The sequence below is a fragment of the Arthrobacter sp. TJ-270 genome (assembly GCF_058269075.1).
In genome coordinates, this window is record NZ_JBZCNB010000004.1 from 102,795 (window position 1) to 121,917 (window position 19,123).

The following is a 19,123-nucleotide window of genomic DNA, read 5'->3' on the forward strand; positions in this document are numbered from 1 at the left end:
AACTTTCGAATATTTGAGCAACCCTGCGCATGCAGGATGCAAAGGAGAATCCACAGATGTCCACCCTTGAGATCAAGGACCTGCACGTCAGCATTGTGACGGAACAGGGCACCAAGCCCATCCTCAAAGGCGTCAGCCTGACCATCAACACCGGTGAGATCCACGCCATCATGGGCCCGAACGGTTCCGGCAAGTCCACCCTCGCGTCGACGATCGCCGGCCACCCCCGGTACACCGTGGACAGCGGCTCAATCACGCTCGACGGCGAGGACGTCCTGGAGATGAGCGTTGACGAACGCGCCCGCGCAGGCCTCTTCCTCGCCATGCAGTACCCGGTCGAGGTCCCAGGCGTCACCATGACCAACTTTCTGCGGACTGCCAAGACGGCACTCGATGGTAAAGCCCCGAGCCTTCGCCACTGGACCAAGGACGTCAAGGAAGCGATGACTCAGCTGCGCATCGACGCCGACTTCGCGCAGCGCAACGTCAACGAAGGCTTCTCCGGCGGCGAAAAGAAGCGTGTGGAGATCCTCCAGCTCGAGCTCTTCAAGCCGAAGTTCGCCATCCTCGACGAAACCGATTCCGGCCTCGACGTCGATGCGTTGAAGGTCGTCTCCGAAGGCGTCAACCGTGAGCACAGCGGGGGCAAGATGGGCACGCTGCTCATCACGCACTACACCCGCATCCTGCGTTACATCAAGCCGGACTTCGTGCACGTCTTCGTTGACGGTCGGATCGCCGAGGAGGGCGGCCCTGAGCTTGCTGACCGCCTTGAGGAAGAGGGCTACGACCGCTTCCTCGTGCCCGGCGCGGCTACCGCCGGCGCCTGATTCACTTCCAGAAAGAAAGGCTCCTCCGCATGAGCGATGTGAACGCAGCACAGACATCCCTTGAGGACGTCGAAGAGGCGCTGAAGGACGTCATCGACCCTGAGCTCGGCGTGAATATCGTCGACCTGGGTCTCCTGTACGGCCTGAAGTACGCCGAGGACGGCGCGCTGCTGATCGACATGACCCTCACCACGGCAGCCTGCCCCCTCACCGACGTAATCGAGGAGCAGGTCGGTGAGGCGCTTGACGGAACAGTCGACGACTGGAGGCTGAACTGGGTGTGGATGCCGCCGTGGGGACCGGAGCGCATCACCGAGGACGGTCGCGATCAGATGAGGGCCCTCGGCTTCAACATCTAACCGATTCTCATAGCGGTTCCTTACCGGAGGGACGGCAGCGCACCGCGCCGCCGTCCCTCCGGTCTGTCGAGAATAGGTAAGAATCAGGCACCGACTTCAAGGTGTATCCGACGGAAGACGTCAGCGACCCTGTCCGAGAACAGGACGAATCTGACCTCCACGACGTCGCCGTCGTAATTCGCCATGGCCTTGAACGCGATCCTGGCCACTGCTTCCGGGTCCCAGCCATAGATGCCGGCGCTGATCGCAGGAAAAGCAACGCTTTGCGCTCCCAGCTCGTCCGCAACTTCAAGACTTCGCCGGAAACACGACTCGAGCAGCGCCGGGTCCGTCTGGCCCGCATGTCGGTTTGGACCGACGGTGTGAATGACCCAGCGGGCCGGCAGCCGGAATCCGGGAGTGCCAACCGCCTGCCCCACCGGCAGACCGTCCGGCAGATAGTCACGCCGAACGGCGCGGCATGCCTCGAGGAGTTCCGGCCCCGCCGCGGCGTGGATGGCACCGTCGACTCCGCCGCCGCCGAGCAGCGAGGAATTGGCGGCATTGACGACGGCGTCCACCTCCTGGGTGGTGATGTCGCCCTCGATAATCTGCACGTTTACTGGCACCGCGGCCACGCACCGTTCCGCAGAGAGCCGCAATGAAGCGATTTCAAAGTCCTGAACATGTGCACCAATGTACTAACGTTTGCCGTACCGCCAGAAGAGGGAGCCTCCCTACTCATGCCCTTCATCAACCGCTTGCTGCACTGGGCCCGTACTGAGCCTGAACGTGCCGCCGTCGTCGTCGGCGACCGGCGGCTGACTTACGGCGAGCTGGCCGACCGCGCGGCCGCCCTGCAGGTCTCCGCAGGCGGCATGACCGCCATTCAACTCCAGGATCCTGTCGACTTCGCCGTCACGTTCACCGCCGTCGTCGGACGGGGCGGATGCGCCGCTATCCTCGATCCCGCCTGGCCCGAGAGCCTGCGCTCCCGCGTTTTGGAAGCACTCCGTCCTGATGCAGTACTCACCTCAATACCTTCGATGGATGCGTCAGGTTCCCTGCCAATGGCCGACCCGCCTGCCGATGCACGCTTCTACTGCGGTTTCACTTCGGGCACGTCGGGTGTGCCGAAGGGGTTTGTGCGCACCTCCGGTTCCTGGTCGCGGTCACTGCAGCGCAGCGTCGACTGGTTCGGCATCACGCCCGGCCTTCGCGTCCTTGCGCCGGGTCCGCTGGCGGCAAGCCTGAGCCTTTACGCCCTCGCCGAGTGCCTCTACGCGGGTGCGACCTTTCACACTTTGGCACCGGGAAACGCAGCGGCTAAGGGACCCCGCATGGCGGAAATTCTACGGTCCGGGAACATCGAACACCTCGTCGGAGTTCCCTCCGCCGTACGGCTCGCCCTGGAGCGTGTGGAGGATGGACTGCCGCACCTGCACACGGTGGTCTCGGGTGGCTCCAAGCTCTCCGCTGCGGAGACCAGGATCATCCTGCGCGCGGCGCCCGCTGCTCGCATCTTCGAGTATTACGGCGCATCGGAGCTGAGCCTCGTCACCGTGCGGGGGGTTGACGGTGGTTCCGGCGACGACGTCGGGCACCCGTTTCCGGGGGTGCAGCTCCGGATCGACAGGGATCGGGACGCGGATCGGCACGGCAAGGCGGGGACCGTCCTGGTGCGGACCGACACTGCCATCGAGGGCTACCTCTTCGGTGACGACGGACGCGCTTTCCAGCGGCACGGCGACTGGTTCACCGTTCAGGACAGGGGCTGGATTGACGACGACGGCGCACTCCACCTGACCGGCCGGCACGGCGACATGGTGGTGGTTGCAGGAACCAACGTGTATCCCGCCGAGGTCGAGGCAGCGCTGGCGCAGGAGGGCTTTCCGACCGCCGTCGTGCTGGGGGTTCCGGACGCGCGGCGGGGCTCTTCGCTTGCCGCTGTCATCGAGGCCCAGCCGGATGACACAATCGATGCGCATCGGCTTCGTTCCCGTTTGAAGGAGCTGCTGCCTGCGGCCCAGGTGCCGGGCTCGATCTTCCGCATTGGGCGCCTGCCGTTGACGGCAGCGGGCAAACCGGACCGGGCGGAGCTGGAAGCCGCGGTGCTCGCAGGGGATGGTGTCCTTGAGCCGATATTCTGATGACCGGCCGCCCGGGAGCCGGGCAGCAGTCGTCCTGTGCCGCCGCACGCCGTTCGGACGCCTTCGTGGCGTGTTCTCGACCACGGAGGCCCACGACCTGCTCGCCGCCGTCCTGCCTGCCGTGCAGCGGGACGCCGGATTGGCGGCGGGCGACATCGACGACGTCATCATCGGCAACGCCACCGGCGGTGGGGGTAACGTCGCGAGACTGGCCGCGCTCACGGCGGGCCTTCCTGCCGAGGTGCCGGGTCTCACCATCGACCGGCAGTGTGCGTCGGGACTCGATGCCATTGTGATTGCCTGCCGGTTGGCTGAATCGGGAGCCGGCTCCTGGTTCATCGCCGGGGGAGTGGAGAGCTGCAGCACCGCACCCCTGCGTGCCCACCGGTTGACGTCGCTGCCCGGGGCGCCGGACTTTTACGCCCGCGCCCGGTTTGCGCCGGACGCCCACGGGGATCCCGACGCCGGCCAGGCGGCCGAGAATGTCGCCTCTCATTTCGGCATCGACCGCCGGCAGCAGGACGAGTACGCCTTGCTCAGCTACAACCGCACGGAGGTTGCGCTTGCGGGTATGGCAGCGGAAATCGTTCCGGTAGCAGGGTGTGCCACGGACGAGACACCGCGCCGCGGGATGTCAGCGAGGCTCCTGTCCCGCTTCCCGCCCGCGTTTAATTCGGCGGGGAGCGTCACCGCAGGCAATTCGTGCGCTGACGCGGATGGCGCGGTGGTCGCCGTGGTCACAAGTGTGGAGCGCGCGCGGGCCGCTGGCTTCGGCACGGTGCTCGAATTCCACGGCTCAGCAGCCGCCGGCGGCCCACCTTCACAGTTTGGGACCGCAGGTGCCTATGCGGTGCGAAAGCTCCTTGACCGGCTCCATCTGAAGCCGGACGCTGTCTCCACCTGGGAGTACAACGAGGCGTTTGCCGCACAGGTGCTCGCCTCTGCTCAGCTGATCGGCGTTGCGCCGGGGAAGCTCAACCTGCATGGTGGTGCCCTCGCCTACGGCCACCCGTACGGAGCCTCCGGGGCGATGCTCGTCGCGAACCTGCTCCGGCAAGTATCCGCGACGGGGAATAGAGCGCACGACGGCGATTGGTCGGTGGCGGCGGTCAGCGCCGCCGGCGGCGTCGGAACGGCGGCCGCGTTCCGCGCAGTGGAGCTGCAGTGAACGCTCCAACCGGCCTACGGGCGGTCGGTGGTCTCGTCGTCGTTCCCGGTGTCTGCCAGCCCGCGCGCGGCGAGCGCCTCGCCCGTCTGCTGGGCATACGCCACGGCGCCGATGAAGACGGGAAGGATGAGTGCGCGTGGATTGCGCTCGAGTCCGCGCGCCCGGGCGGCGTCGCGGGAATCTTCCGCCGCCCCGACCAGATAGGGGATGCTGCGCAGCATCAGTGCAACGGTGAGCCCGAAGCGCTCGGGGTCCGCACCCAGCGGTCGCAGCGGGCGGGCCAGTGAGACCAGACCGTCGAGGAGGCGTTGGCTCTCGGTCGTCAGCGTCACCAGCAGGGCAGCGAGGACGCAGACGACGATGTTCCCCACCACGAGAAACGCCGTGAGGGGGCCCGCATTGAACCACTGGAACGCTCCGAGGATCAGGATGAGCGGCCACATCCGGGTGAGGGGCTGCACCAGCTCCCGGAAGCTGAGACGGGCACCGACCAGATGGGCCAGGACAACCACCGCGAGGCCGGCTAGAGTGGCCCACGCCGAGTTGAGGGTCAGAATTGTCATCGACAGGATGGCTACCGGCACGAATTTCGCCCACAGGGGAGCGGCGTGCAGCAGCGATTTACGCTCGACATAGGCGCCCAGCAGGCTGGCGTGTCCTCTCACCGCGGTCCTTCAGCGACCGCACCATGCAGGCTGAGGTTACGGTAAGCAGCAACGGCGTCGGTGGGCCGGCCGTCGAAAACAACCCGGCCCGAGTCCACAACCAGGGTGCGCTCTGCTTCCAGTGCGAAGTCGAGCGAGTGGGTGGTGAAGATGACCTGCTGGTCCAGGCCGCGGAACAGTCGACGTACGCGCTCTTCATTGCGAAGGTCAAGGAGGGTGGTCGGTTCATCAGCAACCAGTACCTTCGGGTCGCACGCCAGCACCACGGCGAGGGCAAGGAGCTGGCGCTCACCGCCGGACAGGTCATACACGCTTTGATCCGCCAGATGGAGGAGGCCGAACCGGTCAAGGACCTTCTCAGCTGCAGCGCGACGTTCCCCGCGATGACGGTACCGGCGCCGCAGGGACAGCTCCACGTCTTCACGTCCCGTGGGCATGACCAGCTGGGACAACGGGTCGGTGAACATGAACCCCACGCTGCGTCGAACCGCCGAGCCCTTGCGCGCCGTATCCTGTCCATCCACCCGAACGCTGCCGGACGTGGGCAAAACCAGGGAATTGATCAGTTTCAGCAGGGTTGACTTGCCTGACCCGTTTGCGCCGATGATGCTGATGCGGTCCTCAACCAGCGACAGGTGCAGTGGCGCCAGAATCTGTCGCGTTGCCGGATGCTCCGCCTGTACCGCTGCGCCGTCGAACTGGATCATGAAGATCAGACCCGGCTTGCCGGACGGGACTGGAGGCGGGGAAACGCCTTGACGACGCTGAGACCGATTGCGGCTGCGGCAAGATTTTTCAGGATGTCTCCCGGAAGGAAGACGACGTCGGCGGCGATGGCGGCGGCGAGGTCCAGTTTCGCGTTGATCATCATGCCGACGATCCCGAAGGGGTGGGTGATGGTGAGGCTCGTGACAGTACACGCAGCAAACAGAGCAAGGAAACGGTAGCGGGTCACCCGGCGGAACACGATCCGTGCCAGGAACCCGACCACGAATGCCGCGATCGGGAAGGCGATGATGTAACCGGCTGACGGGCCGAAGAGCACCCCGATCCCGCCGCGGAACTGGCTGAAGATCGGCAGGCCCGCGAGCGCGACGGCGACATACAGGCTGAGCGCTGCACCAGCCCGCCAGGGGCCCAGCACAATACCGGTCACCATGATCGCCAGGGTCTGGAGCGTAATGGGCACGCCCACCTGACCCACCGGGATAGCGGGTAGGATGGCACTGGCGGCCACAACGGCTGCGAAGACCGCGATCAGCGAGAGATCGGTTGCATTCCAGGAACGATGAGTCCGCCCCGAAGTATCGGCGGATGTGGAGTGCGGGGCCGGATTCGTCTGTTGCATCGTGAAGCTTTCTGTGAGATCTACACAACGGTGAGCTGTTACTTACCGAGATTAGTGCGGAGAGAAGCAAACACTTTTGTAGGATTCCTACAAATATTAAGGCCCGGCCCTCGATGCCGGAACAGGAAAGGCCCAGCCACCGTGATTACCGTGTCGAATCTTGAATTGCGCGCGGGCGCAAGGCTGCTCATGGACCAGGTCTCCTTCCGGGTGGACCGGGGGGACAAGATTGGACTCGTCGGCCGCAACGGCGCCGGCAAGACCACCCTGACCAGGGTGCTGGCGGGCGAAGGCCTGCCCGCGGCAGGGGCGGTGACCCGGTCCGGGGAAATCGGCTACCTGCCCCAGGACCCGCGCACTCCGAATATGGACCAGCTGGCCCGCGACCGAATTCTCTCTGCCCGTAACCTGGATGTGGTTGTGGGAAAGCTCCGCGATACGCAGGACCAGATGGCCAGCGAAGATCCCGCGGTTCGCGACAAGGCCATGGGCCGATATGACCGCCTCGAGGCGGAATTCCTCGCCCACGGTGGTTACGCTGCCGAAGCTGAAGCGGCCGCCATCTCGTCGAACCTCGCGCTTCCGGAACGAATCCTCAACCAGCCGCTCAAGACCCTTTCGGGCGGTCAGCGCCGACGGGTCGAGCTGGCGCGCATCCTCTACTCCGGCGCGGAAACCATGCTCCTCGACGAACCGACCAACCACCTCGACGCCGATTCCATCACCTGGCTGCGGGACTTCCTGAAGAACCACCAGGGAGGGCTGATCGTGATCAGCCACGACGTCGACCTGCTTGAGGCGACGGTCAACAAGGTCTTCCACCTGGACGCCAACCGGTCCACCATCGACCTCTACAACATGGGCTGGAAGCGGTATGTCCAGCAGCGTGAGACGGATGAGCGGGCGCGGAAGCGGGAGCGGGCCAACACCGAGAAGAAGGCGCAGGTGCTGATCGATCAGGCCAACAAGATGCGCGCCAAGGCCACCAAGGCAGTCGCAGCCCAGAACATGGCGAAGCGGGCCGAGCGGATGCTCTCGGGGCTCGACGACGTCCGCGCGCAGGACAGGGTCGCAGCGTTGCGCTTCCCGGAACCGGCGCCGTGCGGCCGCACGCCCATGACTGCCGAAGGCCTGAGCAAGTCCTACGGCTCGCTCGAGATCTTCACCGACGTCGACCTGGCCATCGACCGTGGATCCAAAGTTGTGATCCTCGGCCTGAACGGCGCGGGCAAGACCACTCTGTTGCGTATGCTTGCGGGCGTCGACCAGCCGGATACCGGAAAGATCGTTCCGGGCCATGGGCTGAAAGTGGGCTACTACGCACAGGAACACGAAACGCTCGACACCGGGCGAACCGTGCTCGAGAACATGCGTTCCTCGGCCCCTGACATGCGTGACGCGGAGGTCCGCGGGATCCTCGGGTCCTTCCTCTTCTCCGGCGACGACGTCGACAAGCCGGCTGGAGTCCTCTCCGGTGGTGAGAAAACCCGCCTGGCCCTCGCGACCATTGTGGCGTCCTCCGCGAACGTGCTGCTGCTGGATGAGCCGACCAATAACCTGGACCCAGCGAGCCGCGCGGAAATCCTGGGAGCGCTGCGAAACTACTCGGGCGCCGTCGTCCTCGTCAGCCACGATGAGGGCGCCGTGGACGCGCTCAACCCGGAACGGGTTGTGCTGCTGCCCGACGGTGTCGAGGACCTCTGGAACGACGACTACCTCGAACTGGTGACCCTCGCCTAAAGACCCCGCGCGTCGAGGATGGCGTCCTCTTCCTCCTCGGAGGAGGGCCGTCGTCGTGCACGTGCAGGTGCAGGCTGCGCATCTTCGTCCTCGTGGTCGATGCGGTACTGCTGCCGCGCCGCATAGCCGAGCCCGACGAACAGCAGCACGCCGAAGGCAAACCACTGCATGGAGTAGGAAAGGTGCGGGCCCAGGTCAATGGCCGGTTTCGCGGGCGCGACAGGCGTTGTGGCCGGGGCTGGCGTTTCGCTCGCCAGGAGTCCGTAGGCTCCCGTGGCAATCGGGTATTCCAGCTGCTCCCGGTAACCGGCCAGGTCGATAGACGCCAGTTGTCCCGCCGGCGCTGACCGGTCCAGCGCCGGCTCAGCCGGTCGGATACGCGCGACGACGGTCACCTCACCGACCGGTGCCTGCGGCACCGTATCGGGGCGGCCTGCCTGGTTGTTACCGATGGGCAGCCAGCCGCGGTTTATGACGACGGCGGTCCCGTCCTGCAGCTTGAGCGGAACCAGGACCTCGTACCCCGGCCGTCCGTTCAGCGGCCGGTTGCGGACGATGCGCTCATTGGCATGGTCGTATTCCCCGACGAGTGTGACGGGGGCCCATTCGCGTGTCTCCTCAAACGAGGCAAAGAGCGCGGGGGAGTAGGCGATCGGTGCCTGGTCGTAGTTGGCCGCCACGGTATCTACCGTGGCGGCTGCTTGGTCCCGCCGGTCGAGCTGCCACAGTCCCAGCGCGGTGCAGGCTGCAGCGAGCACCAGAACGAGCGCCAACCAGCCGAACCAGCGGGGTGCTGCCAGGTATTTCAGTATGTTCACGACGGCGCCGTACTGCCTTCCAGGGGCAGCGTCTGCTTCCAGAGGCCCCGGGTCGTGAGGTATTCCTGAAGCCACTCGCGGTGTTCAGTGCAGGCCAGCCATACTTTCCTGCGTTCCGGCGTGTGAATACGGGGGTTGTTCCAGAGGAGCTGCCAGGACGCGTTCTGCCCGCACGCCTTGCGCGAGCAGATGGGGTCTCCGTTCGCACTGGAAGCTGCCGCCGCTGAAGGGGCTGTGCCGGGCAACTGGTCGAAAATGCTCACGTGGTCCCTTCCTTCTCCTGTGCTTGCTGGTCAGTATCTGGTTCTTCCGGGATGATCTCACCCTCCAGCGTGACGAACTCCTCGTTCTGGGCCACGGGTTGGGGTGACTCCAGTTCCGGCGCCGGTGCACGGTCCAGCAATGAGTCGCTGTGGGCCAGATTACTGGTGTCACTTCCGCCGTTCGCGATGATCACCGCGAAATAGGGCAGGAACACCGCGCCCGCGATCATCACCCACTGCAGCCAGCCCTCCACCACGAAGACGAGGATCAGGCAGATCATGCGGATCCCCATGGAGACCGAATACTTGATCATGCGCTGACGCATCTCATCACTGTGCGCCTCTCGGGCATCACTGATGTTATGGACTTCCGGGCGGCGCTTGGACTGATGGCTCAGCTTGATCATGACACTCCAAAGGGGACTCTTATATTGTCTCACTCCGTTAGCCGTTGTTAAAGTTCCCGGCTTCGCCGTTAGGATCGAACGGACGCAGGCACCGCCCATCCGAAAGGACCCTCCGTGCAGGAACAAGACACCGCTGGAACGCCCGAAGAGAAGACCGGACGCTGCGTCCTGGTGACGGGGGGTAACCGCGGCATCGGACTGGCGATTGCCCAGTCTTTCCTGGCTAACGGTGACCGTGTGGCAATCACCTACCGCAGCGGGGAAGTTCCCGAGGGCATGCTGGGGGTAAAGGCCGATGTCACGGACGCCGAGCAGATCGACGCGGCCTTCCGCGAGGTCGAGGATGCCCACGGCACGGTTGAGGTGCTCGTAGCCAACGCCGGCATCACCCGGGACACCCTCCTGCTGCGCATGAGCGAGACAGACTTCACGGACGTCATCGACACCAACCTCACCGGGGCTTTCCGCGTGATCAAGCGGGCCTGCAGGGGGATGGTCCGCCACCGCACCGGCCGGATCGTCCTCATCTCGTCCGTCTCCGGGCTCTATGGAGCACCGGGGCAGATCAACTATTCCGCTTCCAAGGCCGGGCTTGTCGGAATTGCACGCTCCCTGACCCGCGAGCTCGGGTCACGCGGGATCACCTGCAACGTGGTTGCTCCGGGCTTCATCAACACGGACATGACGGCCGCCCTTCCGCCCGAAACCCAGGAGAACTACCGTTCCTCCATCCCGGCAGGCCGCTTCGCAGAAGCAGACGAGGTCGCGAACGTTGTCCGATGGGTTGCCAGCGACGAAGCAGCTTATATCTCCGGTGCGGTCATCCCCGTGGACGGTGGACTCGGAATGGGCCACTGACTCCACTGAGAGGCTAAGCCGCTCACCGATCTTCAGAAGCTACAGGCAGAAACGAATCAAGGAGGCTCCCACACATGGGCGCACTGGACAGTACAACGGCAATCGTCACGGGATCCTCCCGCGGAATCGGCGCGGAGGTGGCGAAGCTGCTCGCTGAGCAGGGTGTCGCCGTCGTCGTCAATTATCGGCAGAAGGCGCCCCGTGCCAACAAGGTGGTAGCCGGAATTGAGACCGCCGGCGGCCGGGCCGTTGCTGTCGGGGCGGACCTCACAGCGCCGGACGGCGCCCAGGCTCTGGTCGATGCAGCGGTGCAGAATTTCGGCGGGCTCAACCTGCTGGTGCTCAACGCTTCCGGCGGAATGGAAACCGGCCTCGGCGAGGACTACGCGCTCAAGCTGAACCGGGACGCACAGGTAGGCATGCTCAGCGCTGCGCTTGAGGTGATGCCCGCGGGTTCCCGCGTGGTCTTCGTCACGAGCCACCAGGCGCACTTCATCAACTCCGTTGCCACGATGGATGCCTACGAACCTGTTGCACGCAGCAAGCGGGCCGGTGAGGACGCCCTCCGGGACATGATTCCTGCGCTGACCGAACGGGGCATCAGTTTCGTCGTGGTTTCCGGCGACATGATCGAGGGCACCGTTACCGCCACGCTGCTCGACCGCGCCGCTCCCGGCGCCATCGAGGCACGCAGGCAGGAAGCCGGGCGTCTGTACACCGTCGAGGAATTCGCGGCGGAAATCGTCGCCATGGCCACCGCGGACGTTCCCACCGGTCACACCGAGTACGTGGGCGGCGCAGAGCACTTCGCGCGCTAGCTATACCCGCCGCTTCCGGTCAGAGATGTCTACAGCCGCACGAAGTGGCGGACCACATCCAGGTACGGGAAGTTGACCGCAACATCCGCAGCGGCCCGGACAGCGGGCTTGGCGTTGAACGCAACGCCAAGCCCCGCCGCGGCCAGCATGTCGAGGTCATTGGCGCCGTCGCCCACCGCGACCGTGCGCTCAAGCGGTATGCCGGCCGCCTCAGCCCAGGTCTGAAGGCAGCGCTCCTTCTCCGCCCGGTCAACGACGGGGCCGATCACCGAACCCGTCAGCGTTCCGGCATCCACACCGAGCTCGTTGGCCTTTGCATGCGTCAGCTTGAGCCGCGCAGCCAGCGGTTCAAGAATCTGGCTGAATCCGCCGGAAACGACCGCTACGAGATGCCCCGCACTCAGGAATGCCTCCACAAGGTGCTCCGCACCCTCGCTCAGCTCTATCCGGGTCCCGACGTCGTCGATGACGTTTTCCGCGAGCCCGGCAAGCACCGCCACCCGGGCGTGCAAGCTCTGCGCAAAATCGAGTTCACCGCGCATCGCGGACTCCGTGACCGCAGCGACTTCCGCCTCCCGGCCGGCATGGGCTGCGAGGAGCTCAATGACCTCCTGCTTGATGAGCGTGGAGTCGACATCCATGATGAGCAGCTTGGTTCCCTCGCCGAGGAGCGCCGGGGGCACAACGGCGATGCCGATCTCGTCCGACACCAGCGGGGCAACCGCAGTCCGCAGCGTGTCGATGCCGTCGTCGGAACTGACAGTGAGGCTTGCGACCTGGTACCTGCCGGCGTCGTCATTGTTTTCTCCGACGACGACGGCGCCCGTTGCCTGCAGCGCGCGGCGCATTTTCGAGCGGTGGGATTCCTCCAGGTGGGTGCCGAAGCTGACCACCCTGAACATCTCGGTCACGTGCGCCAACGGCCTTTCGTAGAGCTGACTTTCACCTGTCATTATGGTGCCCGGCCCGGCGGCCGTGAAACCGCCGACTCACCGGCCCCGGGGAGCCGGCGTCTGTTCGCGGCCCATTTAACGTTCAGGGCACCTCTTGGCCTAGTGTCTACTGTCATGAGTGATGTTCTGGAACTCTCCGGGGTGAGCCTTGTCCGCGGAGGGAAAGCGCTCCTGGATGACGTTGACTGGCAGGTCCGGGAAGGCGAGCGCTGGGTGGTCATGGGGCCCAACGGTGCGGGGAAGACTACCCTGCTGCAGGTCGCCGGCGCGCGGATCCATCCCACCCGCGGCGTGGCGGGGATTCTCGATGAGGTGCTCGGTGCCGTCGACGTGTTCGAGTTGCGCCCGCGCATCGGTCTGGCCTCCGCAGCGCTGGCCTCGCAGATTCCGGAACACGAAACGGTTCTCAATGTCGTGGTGACGGCCTCCTATGGTGTAACCGGCCGCTGGCGTGAACAGTACGAGAGGGTGGACGAGCGCCGCGCCTTCCGGCTGCTTGACGCCTGGGGTGTAGCCACGTTCATGAACAGGCCTTTCGCATCCCTGAGCGAGGGCGAACGCAAGCGCGTCCAGATTGCACGGGCGCTGATGGTGGACCCGGAGCTCCTGCTCCTCGATGAACCTGCAGCCGGTCTGGATCTCGCCGGGCGTGAAGACCTGGTCGCCCGGCTCAGTGAACTGGCCGCGGATGAGGAGTCGCCTGCGATCGTCCTGGTGACCCACCATCTCGAGGAAGTGCCGCCCGGTTTCACGCACGCCATGCTGATGCGCGAAGGTGCGGTAGTGGCAGCGGGGCCCATCAGCGAGGTACTGGTGGCGGAACACTTGAGTCATGCGTTCGACATGCCCCTTGAGGTCACCCAGCGGGACGGCCGATACAGCGCCGTCGCGCGGCCCTAGCGCGGGGTAACACCTTCGTGGACCTACTGCACGATGGGCTGATCCTGCTTGGAGGCCTGTGGGCCGGAACCATCAATACCATCGTGGGTTCGGGAACGCTCGTGACCTTCCCAATCCTGGTTGCCCTCGGCTACGCACCGGTGACCGCCACCATCAGCAACGCCATGGGACTCGTGGCCGGAAACGTTTCCGGTGCATGGGGGTACCGCGAGGAGCTGAAAGGCAACGGACGCACACTCGCGGCACTGCTGCCCGCCTCGCTGATCGGCGGCATCACCGGTGCAGCGCTGCTCCTCAATCTTCCGGACACTGTCTTCGAGATTGTCGCGCCGTTCCTGATCGTGGTGGCTCTCGGCTTCGTGATTTTCCAGCCCAAACTCCAGCGCTGGGTGCGGCGCCGTGCTGAAGTGAAGCCGCCCACCCGCTCCCATCCACTGGCCCTGACCGTGCTCGTATTCCTGGCCGGAGTCTACGGCGGGTACTTCGTGGCGGCGCAGGGCATCCTTCTGGTGGGCATCCTGGGTGTCTTCCTGCACGGCACCATGCAGGCAGCCAACGCGATGAAGAACGTCCTCGTGCTGGGCGTAAACCTGATCGCCGCAATCTCCTACATGATTTTCGCCTTCGACCGGATCGTGTGGTGGGTGGTCCTGCTCATCGCTGTCGGATCGCTCATCGGCGGGATCATCGGTTCGAAAGTCGGAAGGCGGCTTTCTCCGGTCGTGCTGAGGAGCGTCATCGTGGTGCTCGGGCTGGTGGCTCTTTACACGATGATCGCGCGGCTGGTGAGCTAGCGTGCCGCTGGAGCGTCTCGTGGACGCATCAGACCCACGGGTCAGCGACTACACCGGCCTCACGGACACCCAGCTTCGCAGGCGCCGGGAGCCGGCGGAGGGTCTCTACATCGCCGAGAGCACTAAGGTCCTCCGGCGCGCCATCGACGCCGGACACACGCCACGGTCCTTCTTCCTGACGGACAAATGGCTGCCGGATCTCGAGGATGTCCTCGCCCGTTTCCCCGATGTGCCGGCATACGTCGGCTCTGAGTCGGTTCTGGAGGACATCACCGGCTTCCATCTCCACCGCGGAGCACTGGCGGCCATGAACCGCCCTGCCCCGCTTCAACTGGACGATGTGCTGCAGAACGCGCATCGCGTAGCCGTCCTCGAGGACATGGTGGACCACACCAACCTCGGAGCGGTTTTCCGTTCAGCTGCGGCGCTCGGAGTGGACGCGGTGCTCGTGACGCCGCGCTGCGCTGACCCCCTGTACCGCAGAGCGATCCGGGTGAGCATGGGGACTGTTTTCCAGGTCCCCTGGGTGAGGCTGGAATCCTGGCCGGGGAGTATCGTGTCCCTGCGCCGTTTCGGGTTCCTGGTGGCGGCGCTGGCCCTTGAGCCCCGGTCGATCGAGCTGCAGGAGCTGTCCCGGCGGAACCCCGACCGGCTGGCACTCATTCTTGGGACGGAGGGCGAGGGCCTGTCACGGCAGACCCTCGAAGAATCGGACCTCAGCGTCCGCATCCCTATGAACCCGGCAGTGGATTCGCTCAACGTGGCGGCGGCAGGCGCCGTCGCTTTCTGGGAATGCCGACCGGTCGCGGGTTGACCACCAGCGGGGCTTTCGCTGTTCCGGCGCGCGTGCGGTAGAGTTGGTTGCTGGCCCAAGGGCCGCCAACTTTCAAAACCACCGGTGTCTGGCAAAATCCAGGCAACTACAGAAGGTACCACTATGAAGTCTGAAATCCACCCCAAGTACGCATCGGTCGTTTTCCGCGACCTCGCTTCTGAGAAGTCTTTCCTGACCCGCTCAACCGTCACCTCTGACAAGACGGTCGAATGGGAGGACGGCAACACCTACCCGCTGGTAGAGGTGGAAATCTCTTCGGAGTCGCACCCGTTCTACACCGGCAAGCAGCGCATCATGGACTCGGCCGGCCGCGTCGAGCGCTTCAACCAGCGCTTCAAGGGCTTCGGCAAGAAGTAGTTCGTCCTGTGGTTTACTACTGGGCCCGAACCGGAATATCCGGTTCGGGCCCAGTAGTTTAAGCCCATGTAACCGAACCAGGGAGCGGGAAGATTATGGAGCAGGCGCCCATGCGGGGGCACCACGGGGAATACAAGGTCCCCGGCGGCAAGCTGGTCGTGGTCGACGTCGACGTCGTCGAGGACAGACTTAGCGGGGTATCGGTGAACGGGGATTTCTTCCTGGAGCCGGACGAGGCCCTCGACGATATAAATGCCGCCCTCGAGGGCCTGCCCGCCGGGACGCCGCCAGGTGACCTTGCAGCAGCGATCAGGCAGGGGTTGCGCCCGGATGCCCAACTGTTCGGCTTCTCTCCTGAAGCAGTAGCCACGGCCCTCCGGCGCGCAGTCGGAAAGGCCTCCGCGTGGGCGGACCATCAGTGGGAAATCATCGGTCCCACCCCGCTCCCGACGGCGATGCACGTTGCCATGGACGAAGTGCTGACCCGTGAGGTGGGTACGGGTCAGAGGAACCCGACGCTGCGCTTCTGGGAGTGGGAAAGCCCGTCGGTGGTGATCGGCAGCTTCCAGTCCGTGCGCAACGAGGTCGACGCCGACGCCGTCCGTCGCCACGGCGTGAGCCTGGTCCGCCGCATCAGCGGCGGGGGAGCTATGTTCATGGAGCACGGAAACGCCATCACCTACTCGCTCTACCTTCCGCAATCGCTTGTGGACGGAATGAGCTTCGCTGATTCCTACCCGTTCCTCGACGACTGGGTGATGGAAGGGCTGAAAAAGATCGGCATCTCCGCGTGGTACCAGCCGCTGAACGACATCGCGACGGATCTCGGCAAGATCGGCGGCGCTGCACAGAAGCGGCTGGGCAATGGCGGGATGCTGCATCACGTGACGATGTCGTACGACATAGACGCGGACAAGATGCTCGAGGTGCTGCGGATCGGGCGCGAGAAACTTTCGGACAAGGGAATCAAGAGCGCCAAGAAGCGGGTAGACCCACTCCGCCGGCAGACCGGACTTGCCCGGGAAGAGATCATCCGTGTGCTCAGCGATACCTTCCGCGAACGCTACGGGGCGGTGGATGGAACACTGCAACCCGCGGAGATTTCAGCGGCGGAGTCGCTGGTGGAAGAGAAGTTCGGAACCAACGAGTGGCTCTTCAGGGTTCCCTGAGTCGGCTGCCTGGGCGCGCAGTGCGCGCACCAGATGATCGCGCTCCTCCAGCACAATGCGCCGCAGCGACTGCGGAGCATCAGCATGTTCGTTGAGCCAGGAGTCAGTCAGGACCAGAACCGGGTGGGCCTCCGGTGCGCTGCCTGCCTCGAGGTCCTGGTCGCCCGGATACAGTCCGCGCACAATCCGGGCCGACATCTCGATCGGCAGTTCGCGCCAGACACGGTCAATCTCCCGGAAGTAAGCATCCACGTACGGTTCATGCAGCGATGCGGGACCCTCCTTGAAGCCGGTGATGGTGGCGCTGAGAAGCTCGTTGGACAGACGATTCCCGAACACCGCCTCCTTCCAGGCCTTGGCCTTGACAGCAGCGTTGGGAAACGCGGTGCAGGCGGTGGTGAAGCCGGTACGTCCCGACGCAGTATGGTCGCGCTGCAGCGCAGCTTCAAGCTCATCGACCGTTGCCAGGTTCTGGGCGGAGAGGGCCTGCCAGAACTGCCATCCCAGTTCGTCGTCAATCGTCAGGCCCTCAACCGGGTTTGTCCCCTCAAGCAGTGCACGCAACAGAGGCCCGTGCGTTGCGGTTTTCCGGGTGATGGCAGCGAGGGCCCGCGCCCACACCAGTTGATGGTCGGAACCGGGTTCGGCGGTCCTCAAACCGTCCACCAGGAAGGCTGCGAACCGCTCGCGCAGGGCCGGCCGCACTGTCGCAGGTGCGAAGCGTTCGATTGCCTGCCGCGCGTTTTGCAGCAGTTGTTGAAGAATTCCGATGGCCTCTTCGCCGGGCGCTGTCCGCTCCACCGCCTCCACGTAGTCCGCTGCGCTTAGCAGGGCGTCCCGGGTCGAAGACCACAGCGCGGCCAGGCATACTGCCCTCGCCAATGGTTCCTCAAGTCGATCGGCCGATGACAGGAGCGTCGCAAGGGAACGCTCATCGAACACGAGCTTCGCGTAGGTGAGGTCGTCGTCGTTGATGAGCAGCAGATCGGGTTGCGGGAGTCCCACGAGTGCGGCGATTTCGGTGCGGTCCCCGTCCACCAGGACGCTGTGGGAGCCGGTGCGTAGCAGGCGGCCGTTCGGGTCCAGGGAGTAGAGCCCCACGCGGACACTGTGCGGGCGCGGGGCGGCGTTGAAAGTGACCGGGTCACGCGCCTCCTGGAGTACCGCCACTGAGGTGTACACGCCGTCGTCGTCGGTTTCCACCTCGGCCGTGAGCTGAGGCACTCCGGAGGTCTGCAGCCACCGCTGCGCCCAGTCCGACATGTCCCGGTCCGAGGCGGCGCTCAGTGCCGCCAGGAGGTCGTTGAGCGTCGTATTCGAGAAGGCGTGATTGCGAAAGTAGGACTGCGCCGCGGAGGCAAATGCGTCGAACCCGGCGAAGGCGACAAGCTGTTTGAGCACCGACGCGCCCTTGGCATAGGTGATGCCGTCGAAGTTGAGCTTCGCCGCCTCCAGGTCGACGATGTCGGCGACGATCGGATGGGTGGACGGCAGCTGGTCCTGAAGATACGCCCATCCCTTCCTGCGGGTAGCGAAGGTGACCCAGGACGTGGCCGAATCGAGTGCCTCGGCAACGGCGAGCGCGCCCATGAAGTCGGCGAATGATTCCTTCAGCCACAGGTCATCCCACCAGGTCATGGTCACGAGGTCGCCGAACCACATGTGCGCCATTTCGTGCATGATCGTGTTGTCGCGTGCCTCGTACTGGGCGTGGGTCGCCCGCGATGTGAACACGTAGGACTCGGTGAAGGTCACCAGACCGGGGTTTTCCATGGCGCCGAGGTTGTATTCCGGGACGAACGCCTGATCGTACTTGCCGAACGGGTAGGGATAGCGGAACAGGTCGTGGAAGTAGGTGAGTCCGCGCCGGGTGGTGTCGAAGATGCGCACCGCGTCGAGGTGGTCGCTCAGCGACCGCCGACAGAAGAGGGATAACGGAATGGTCAGCACCTGGCCGTCGCCGACGATGCCGGTCCATTCGTCCGTCACGGAGGCGTACGGGCCGGCCAGCACGGTCGTGATGTAGGTGGAAATGCGCTCGGTCGGCTGGAAGTGCCAGGTGGCTGAGCCGTCGTCGTGTTGGTCACAAGCGCTTTCGGCCCCGTTCGACGCAACGGTCCACGAAGCGGGAGCGCGAACGTGGAAAGTGAACGATGCCTTGAGATCGGGCTGTTCGAAGCATGCGAAGACGCGGCGTGCGTCGGCCGGTTCGTACTGGGTGTAGAGGTAGGTGGCACCGTCGGCGGGGTCCTGGAAACGGTGCATCCCTTCACCGCTGCGGCTGTAGAGTGCCGTTCCCTCGACGACCACCGTGTTGTGCGCCGCCAGGTTGGGCAGAACGATGCGTGCTCCGTCGACTGCTTCAGCCGGGTCCAGGGAAGTGCCGTTGAGGGTGACCGCGTCCACGCCGGAGTGGATGAAGTCGAGGAACGTGTCGGCGCCGGGCGATGAACATGCAAAGGTCAGGACTGTTCGAGAAGCGAACCCGGTGCTCTCATTGTCCTCGGCCGTGCGCAGGTCCAGAGTGACGTCGTAGCTGTGGATGCTGATGATTGCTGACCGGCCCGCCGCCTCATCGCGACGCAGATTCTCGTTGTGCACCGGTTTATTCAACCACGGCCCGCGCGGCACGGGCCGACCGGATGGGGCGGCCTGTTCATGACACGGCTGTACACCGTGCCGGTAGGTATTCGCGCCCGATGCATGGCAATG

The 19,123-nt window shown here is 64.9% G+C and carries 21 protein-coding genes; 12 read left to right on the plus strand and 9 right to left on the minus strand.

Annotated features, from left to right (window positions below; all coding sequences use genetic code 11):
* Window positions 1-56 precede the first annotated feature (56 nt).
* Window positions 57-830, plus strand: coding sequence for a Fe-S cluster assembly ATPase SufC (gene sufC / locus AC4D2M_RS09525; protein WP_490891506.1), 774 nt, complete (start codon window positions 57-59; stop codon window positions 828-830).
* Between the two features lie 29 nt (window positions 831-859).
* Window positions 860-1,189, plus strand: a complete 330-nt coding sequence (locus AC4D2M_RS09530) for a metal-sulfur cluster assembly factor (RefSeq protein WP_490891507.1) — start codon at window positions 860-862, stop codon at window positions 1,187-1,189.
* A gap of 83 nt (window positions 1,190-1,272) precedes the next feature.
* Here AC4D2M_RS09530 and AC4D2M_RS09535 read toward each other — a convergent pair whose 3' ends face one another.
* Window positions 1,273-1,797, minus strand: coding sequence for an O-acetyl-ADP-ribose deacetylase (locus tag AC4D2M_RS09535; protein WP_490891772.1), 525 nt, complete (start codon window positions 1,795-1,797; stop codon window positions 1,273-1,275).
* Between the two features lie 114 nt (window positions 1,798-1,911).
* Here AC4D2M_RS09535 and AC4D2M_RS09540 point away from each other — a divergent pair, with 114 nt between their 5' ends.
* Entirely contained in the window at window positions 1,912-3,318 is a 1,407-nt protein-coding gene (locus AC4D2M_RS09540) for a class I adenylate-forming enzyme family protein (RefSeq protein ID WP_490891508.1), read from the plus strand.
* A complete protein-coding gene (locus AC4D2M_RS09545; RefSeq protein WP_490891509.1) occupies window positions 3,302-4,486 on the plus strand; it encodes a thiolase family protein in 1,185 nt (394 codons plus the stop codon). Before AC4D2M_RS09540 ends, AC4D2M_RS09545 begins: the two co-directional genes overlap by 17 nt.
* 14 nt (window positions 4,487-4,500) lie before the next feature.
* On the opposite strand, the gene AC4D2M_RS09550 is transcribed toward AC4D2M_RS09545, so the two are convergent.
* From AC4D2M_RS09550 to AC4D2M_RS09560, 3 genes are read right to left on the minus strand one after another with little or no spacing between them, the layout of a single operon-like run.
* Window positions 4,501-5,151 carry an energy-coupling factor transporter transmembrane component T family protein gene (locus tag AC4D2M_RS09550; protein WP_490891510.1) on the minus strand — a complete coding sequence of 217 codons (651 nt, stop codon included), beginning with the start codon at window positions 5,149-5,151 and terminating at the stop codon, window positions 4,501-4,503.
* On the minus strand, window positions 5,148-5,858 hold the full coding sequence (locus AC4D2M_RS09555; RefSeq protein WP_490891511.1) for an energy-coupling factor ABC transporter ATP-binding protein: 711 nt from the start codon (window positions 5,856-5,858) through the stop codon (window positions 5,148-5,150). The genes AC4D2M_RS09550 and AC4D2M_RS09555 overlap by 4 nt, the downstream gene beginning before the upstream one ends.
* Window positions 5,859-5,863: 5 nt before the next feature.
* Window positions 5,864-6,499: a biotin transporter BioY gene (locus tag AC4D2M_RS09560; RefSeq protein ID WP_490891512.1), complete on the minus strand. Its 636-nt coding sequence runs from the start codon at window positions 6,497-6,499 to the stop codon at window positions 5,864-5,866.
* Window positions 6,500-6,640: 141 nt separating this feature from the next.
* Between AC4D2M_RS09560 and AC4D2M_RS09565 the strand changes: the two genes are divergently transcribed.
* On the plus strand, window positions 6,641-8,239 hold the full coding sequence (locus AC4D2M_RS09565) for an ABC-F family ATP-binding cassette domain-containing protein (RefSeq protein WP_490891513.1): 1,599 nt from the start codon (window positions 6,641-6,643) through the stop codon (window positions 8,237-8,239).
* Here AC4D2M_RS09565 and AC4D2M_RS09570 read toward each other — a convergent pair.
* Genes AC4D2M_RS09570 through AC4D2M_RS09580 form a run of 3 tightly spaced genes read right to left on the minus strand, consistent with a single transcriptional unit; the run spans window position 8,236 to window position 9,727 of the window.
* On the minus strand, window positions 8,236-9,051 hold the full coding sequence (locus AC4D2M_RS09570; protein WP_490891774.1) for an SURF1 family cytochrome oxidase biogenesis protein: 816 nt from the start codon (window positions 9,049-9,051) through the stop codon (window positions 8,236-8,238). The genes AC4D2M_RS09565 and AC4D2M_RS09570 overlap by 4 nt on opposite strands.
* A gap of 2 nt (window positions 9,052-9,053) precedes the next feature.
* Window positions 9,054-9,320 (minus strand): hypothetical protein, encoded by a 267-nt coding sequence (locus AC4D2M_RS09575; protein ID WP_490891514.1) that lies wholly within the window; start codon window positions 9,318-9,320, stop codon window positions 9,054-9,056.
* Window positions 9,317-9,727, minus strand: coding sequence for a DUF3099 domain-containing protein (locus AC4D2M_RS09580; RefSeq protein WP_490891516.1), 411 nt, complete (start codon window positions 9,725-9,727; stop codon window positions 9,317-9,319). Before AC4D2M_RS09580 ends, AC4D2M_RS09575 begins: the two co-directional genes overlap by 4 nt.
* 114 nt (window positions 9,728-9,841) lie before the next feature.
* On the opposite strand from AC4D2M_RS09580, the gene AC4D2M_RS09585 reads away from it, so the two are divergent.
* On the plus strand, window positions 9,842-10,585 hold the full coding sequence (locus AC4D2M_RS09585; protein ID WP_490891517.1) for a beta-ketoacyl-ACP reductase: 744 nt from the start codon (window positions 9,842-9,844) through the stop codon (window positions 10,583-10,585).
* Window positions 10,586-10,659: 74 nt separating this feature from the next.
* Window positions 10,660-11,403 carry an SDR family oxidoreductase gene (locus tag AC4D2M_RS09590; RefSeq protein ID WP_490891518.1) on the plus strand — a complete coding sequence of 248 codons (744 nt, stop codon included), beginning with the start codon at window positions 10,660-10,662 and terminating at the stop codon, window positions 11,401-11,403.
* A gap of 29 nt (window positions 11,404-11,432) precedes the next feature.
* Here the strand turns inward: AC4D2M_RS09590 and serB are convergent, their stop codons facing one another.
* On the minus strand, window positions 11,433-12,314 hold the full coding sequence (gene serB, locus AC4D2M_RS09595) for a phosphoserine phosphatase SerB (RefSeq protein WP_490891519.1): 882 nt from the start codon (window positions 12,312-12,314) through the stop codon (window positions 11,433-11,435).
* A 156-nt stretch (window positions 12,315-12,470) separates the two neighbouring features.
* Between serB and AC4D2M_RS09600 the strand changes: the two genes are divergently transcribed.
* From AC4D2M_RS09600 to lplAB, 5 genes are all read left to right on the plus strand, one after another.
* On the plus strand, window positions 12,471-13,256 hold the full coding sequence (locus tag AC4D2M_RS09600; protein ID WP_490891520.1) for an ABC transporter ATP-binding protein: 786 nt from the start codon (window positions 12,471-12,473) through the stop codon (window positions 13,254-13,256).
* A 17-nt stretch (window positions 13,257-13,273) separates the two neighbouring features.
* Window positions 13,274-14,050, plus strand: coding sequence for a sulfite exporter TauE/SafE family protein (locus AC4D2M_RS09605; RefSeq protein WP_490891521.1), 777 nt, complete (start codon window positions 13,274-13,276; stop codon window positions 14,048-14,050).
* 19 nt (window positions 14,051-14,069) lie between these two features.
* Window positions 14,070-14,864, plus strand: a complete 795-nt coding sequence (locus AC4D2M_RS09610) for a TrmH family RNA methyltransferase (RefSeq protein ID WP_490891522.1) — start codon at window positions 14,070-14,072, stop codon at window positions 14,862-14,864.
* Window positions 14,865-14,987: 123 nt separating this feature from the next.
* Window positions 14,988-15,242 (plus strand): type B 50S ribosomal protein L31, encoded by a 255-nt coding sequence (locus AC4D2M_RS09615; protein ID WP_490891523.1) that lies wholly within the window; start codon window positions 14,988-14,990, stop codon window positions 15,240-15,242.
* Window positions 15,243-15,337: 95 nt separating this feature from the next.
* Window positions 15,338-16,411 carry a lipoate-protein ligase LplAB gene (gene lplAB, locus AC4D2M_RS09620; RefSeq protein WP_490891524.1) on the plus strand — a complete coding sequence of 358 codons (1,074 nt, stop codon included), beginning with the start codon at window positions 15,338-15,340 and terminating at the stop codon, window positions 16,409-16,411.
* Here the strand turns inward: lplAB and pepN are convergent.
* A complete protein-coding gene (pepN, locus tag AC4D2M_RS09625) occupies window positions 16,346-19,012 on the minus strand; it encodes an aminopeptidase N (RefSeq protein WP_490891525.1) in 2,667 nt (888 codons plus the stop codon). The genes lplAB and pepN overlap by 66 nt on opposite strands.
* Window positions 19,013-19,123: the final 111 nt, after the last annotated feature.

What these genes read in the sequence shown, in the direction of transcription:
- AC4D2M_RS09555 (WP_490891511.1), bottom strand. Translation starts at nt 5,858, where the DNA reads ATGATCCAGTTCGACGGCGCAGCGGTACAGGCGGAGCATCCGGCAACG.
- AC4D2M_RS09590 (WP_490891518.1), top strand. Translation starts at nt 10,660, where the DNA reads ATGGGCGCACTGGACAGTACAACGGCAATCGTCACGGGATCCTCCCGC.
- AC4D2M_RS09580 (WP_490891516.1), bottom strand. Translation starts at nt 9,727, where the DNA reads ATGATCAAGCTGAGCCATCAGTCCAAGCGCCGCCCGGAAGTCCATAAC.
- lplAB (WP_490891524.1), top strand. Translation starts at nt 15,338, where the DNA reads ATGGAGCAGGCGCCCATGCGGGGGCACCACGGGGAATACAAGGTCCCC.
- AC4D2M_RS09615 (WP_490891523.1), top strand. Translation starts at nt 14,988, where the DNA reads ATGAAGTCTGAAATCCACCCCAAGTACGCATCGGTCGTTTTCCGCGAC.
- AC4D2M_RS09560 (WP_490891512.1), bottom strand. Translation starts at nt 6,499, where the DNA reads ATGCAACAGACGAATCCGGCCCCGCACTCCACATCCGCCGATACTTCG.
- sufC (WP_490891506.1), top strand. Translation starts at nt 57, where the DNA reads ATGTCCACCCTTGAGATCAAGGACCTGCACGTCAGCATTGTGACGGAA.
- AC4D2M_RS09530 (WP_490891507.1), top strand. Translation starts at nt 860, where the DNA reads ATGAGCGATGTGAACGCAGCACAGACATCCCTTGAGGACGTCGAAGAG.
- AC4D2M_RS09600 (WP_490891520.1), top strand. Translation starts at nt 12,471, where the DNA reads ATGAGTGATGTTCTGGAACTCTCCGGGGTGAGCCTTGTCCGCGGAGGG.
- AC4D2M_RS09540 (WP_490891508.1), top strand. Translation starts at nt 1,912, where the DNA reads ATGCCCTTCATCAACCGCTTGCTGCACTGGGCCCGTACTGAGCCTGAA.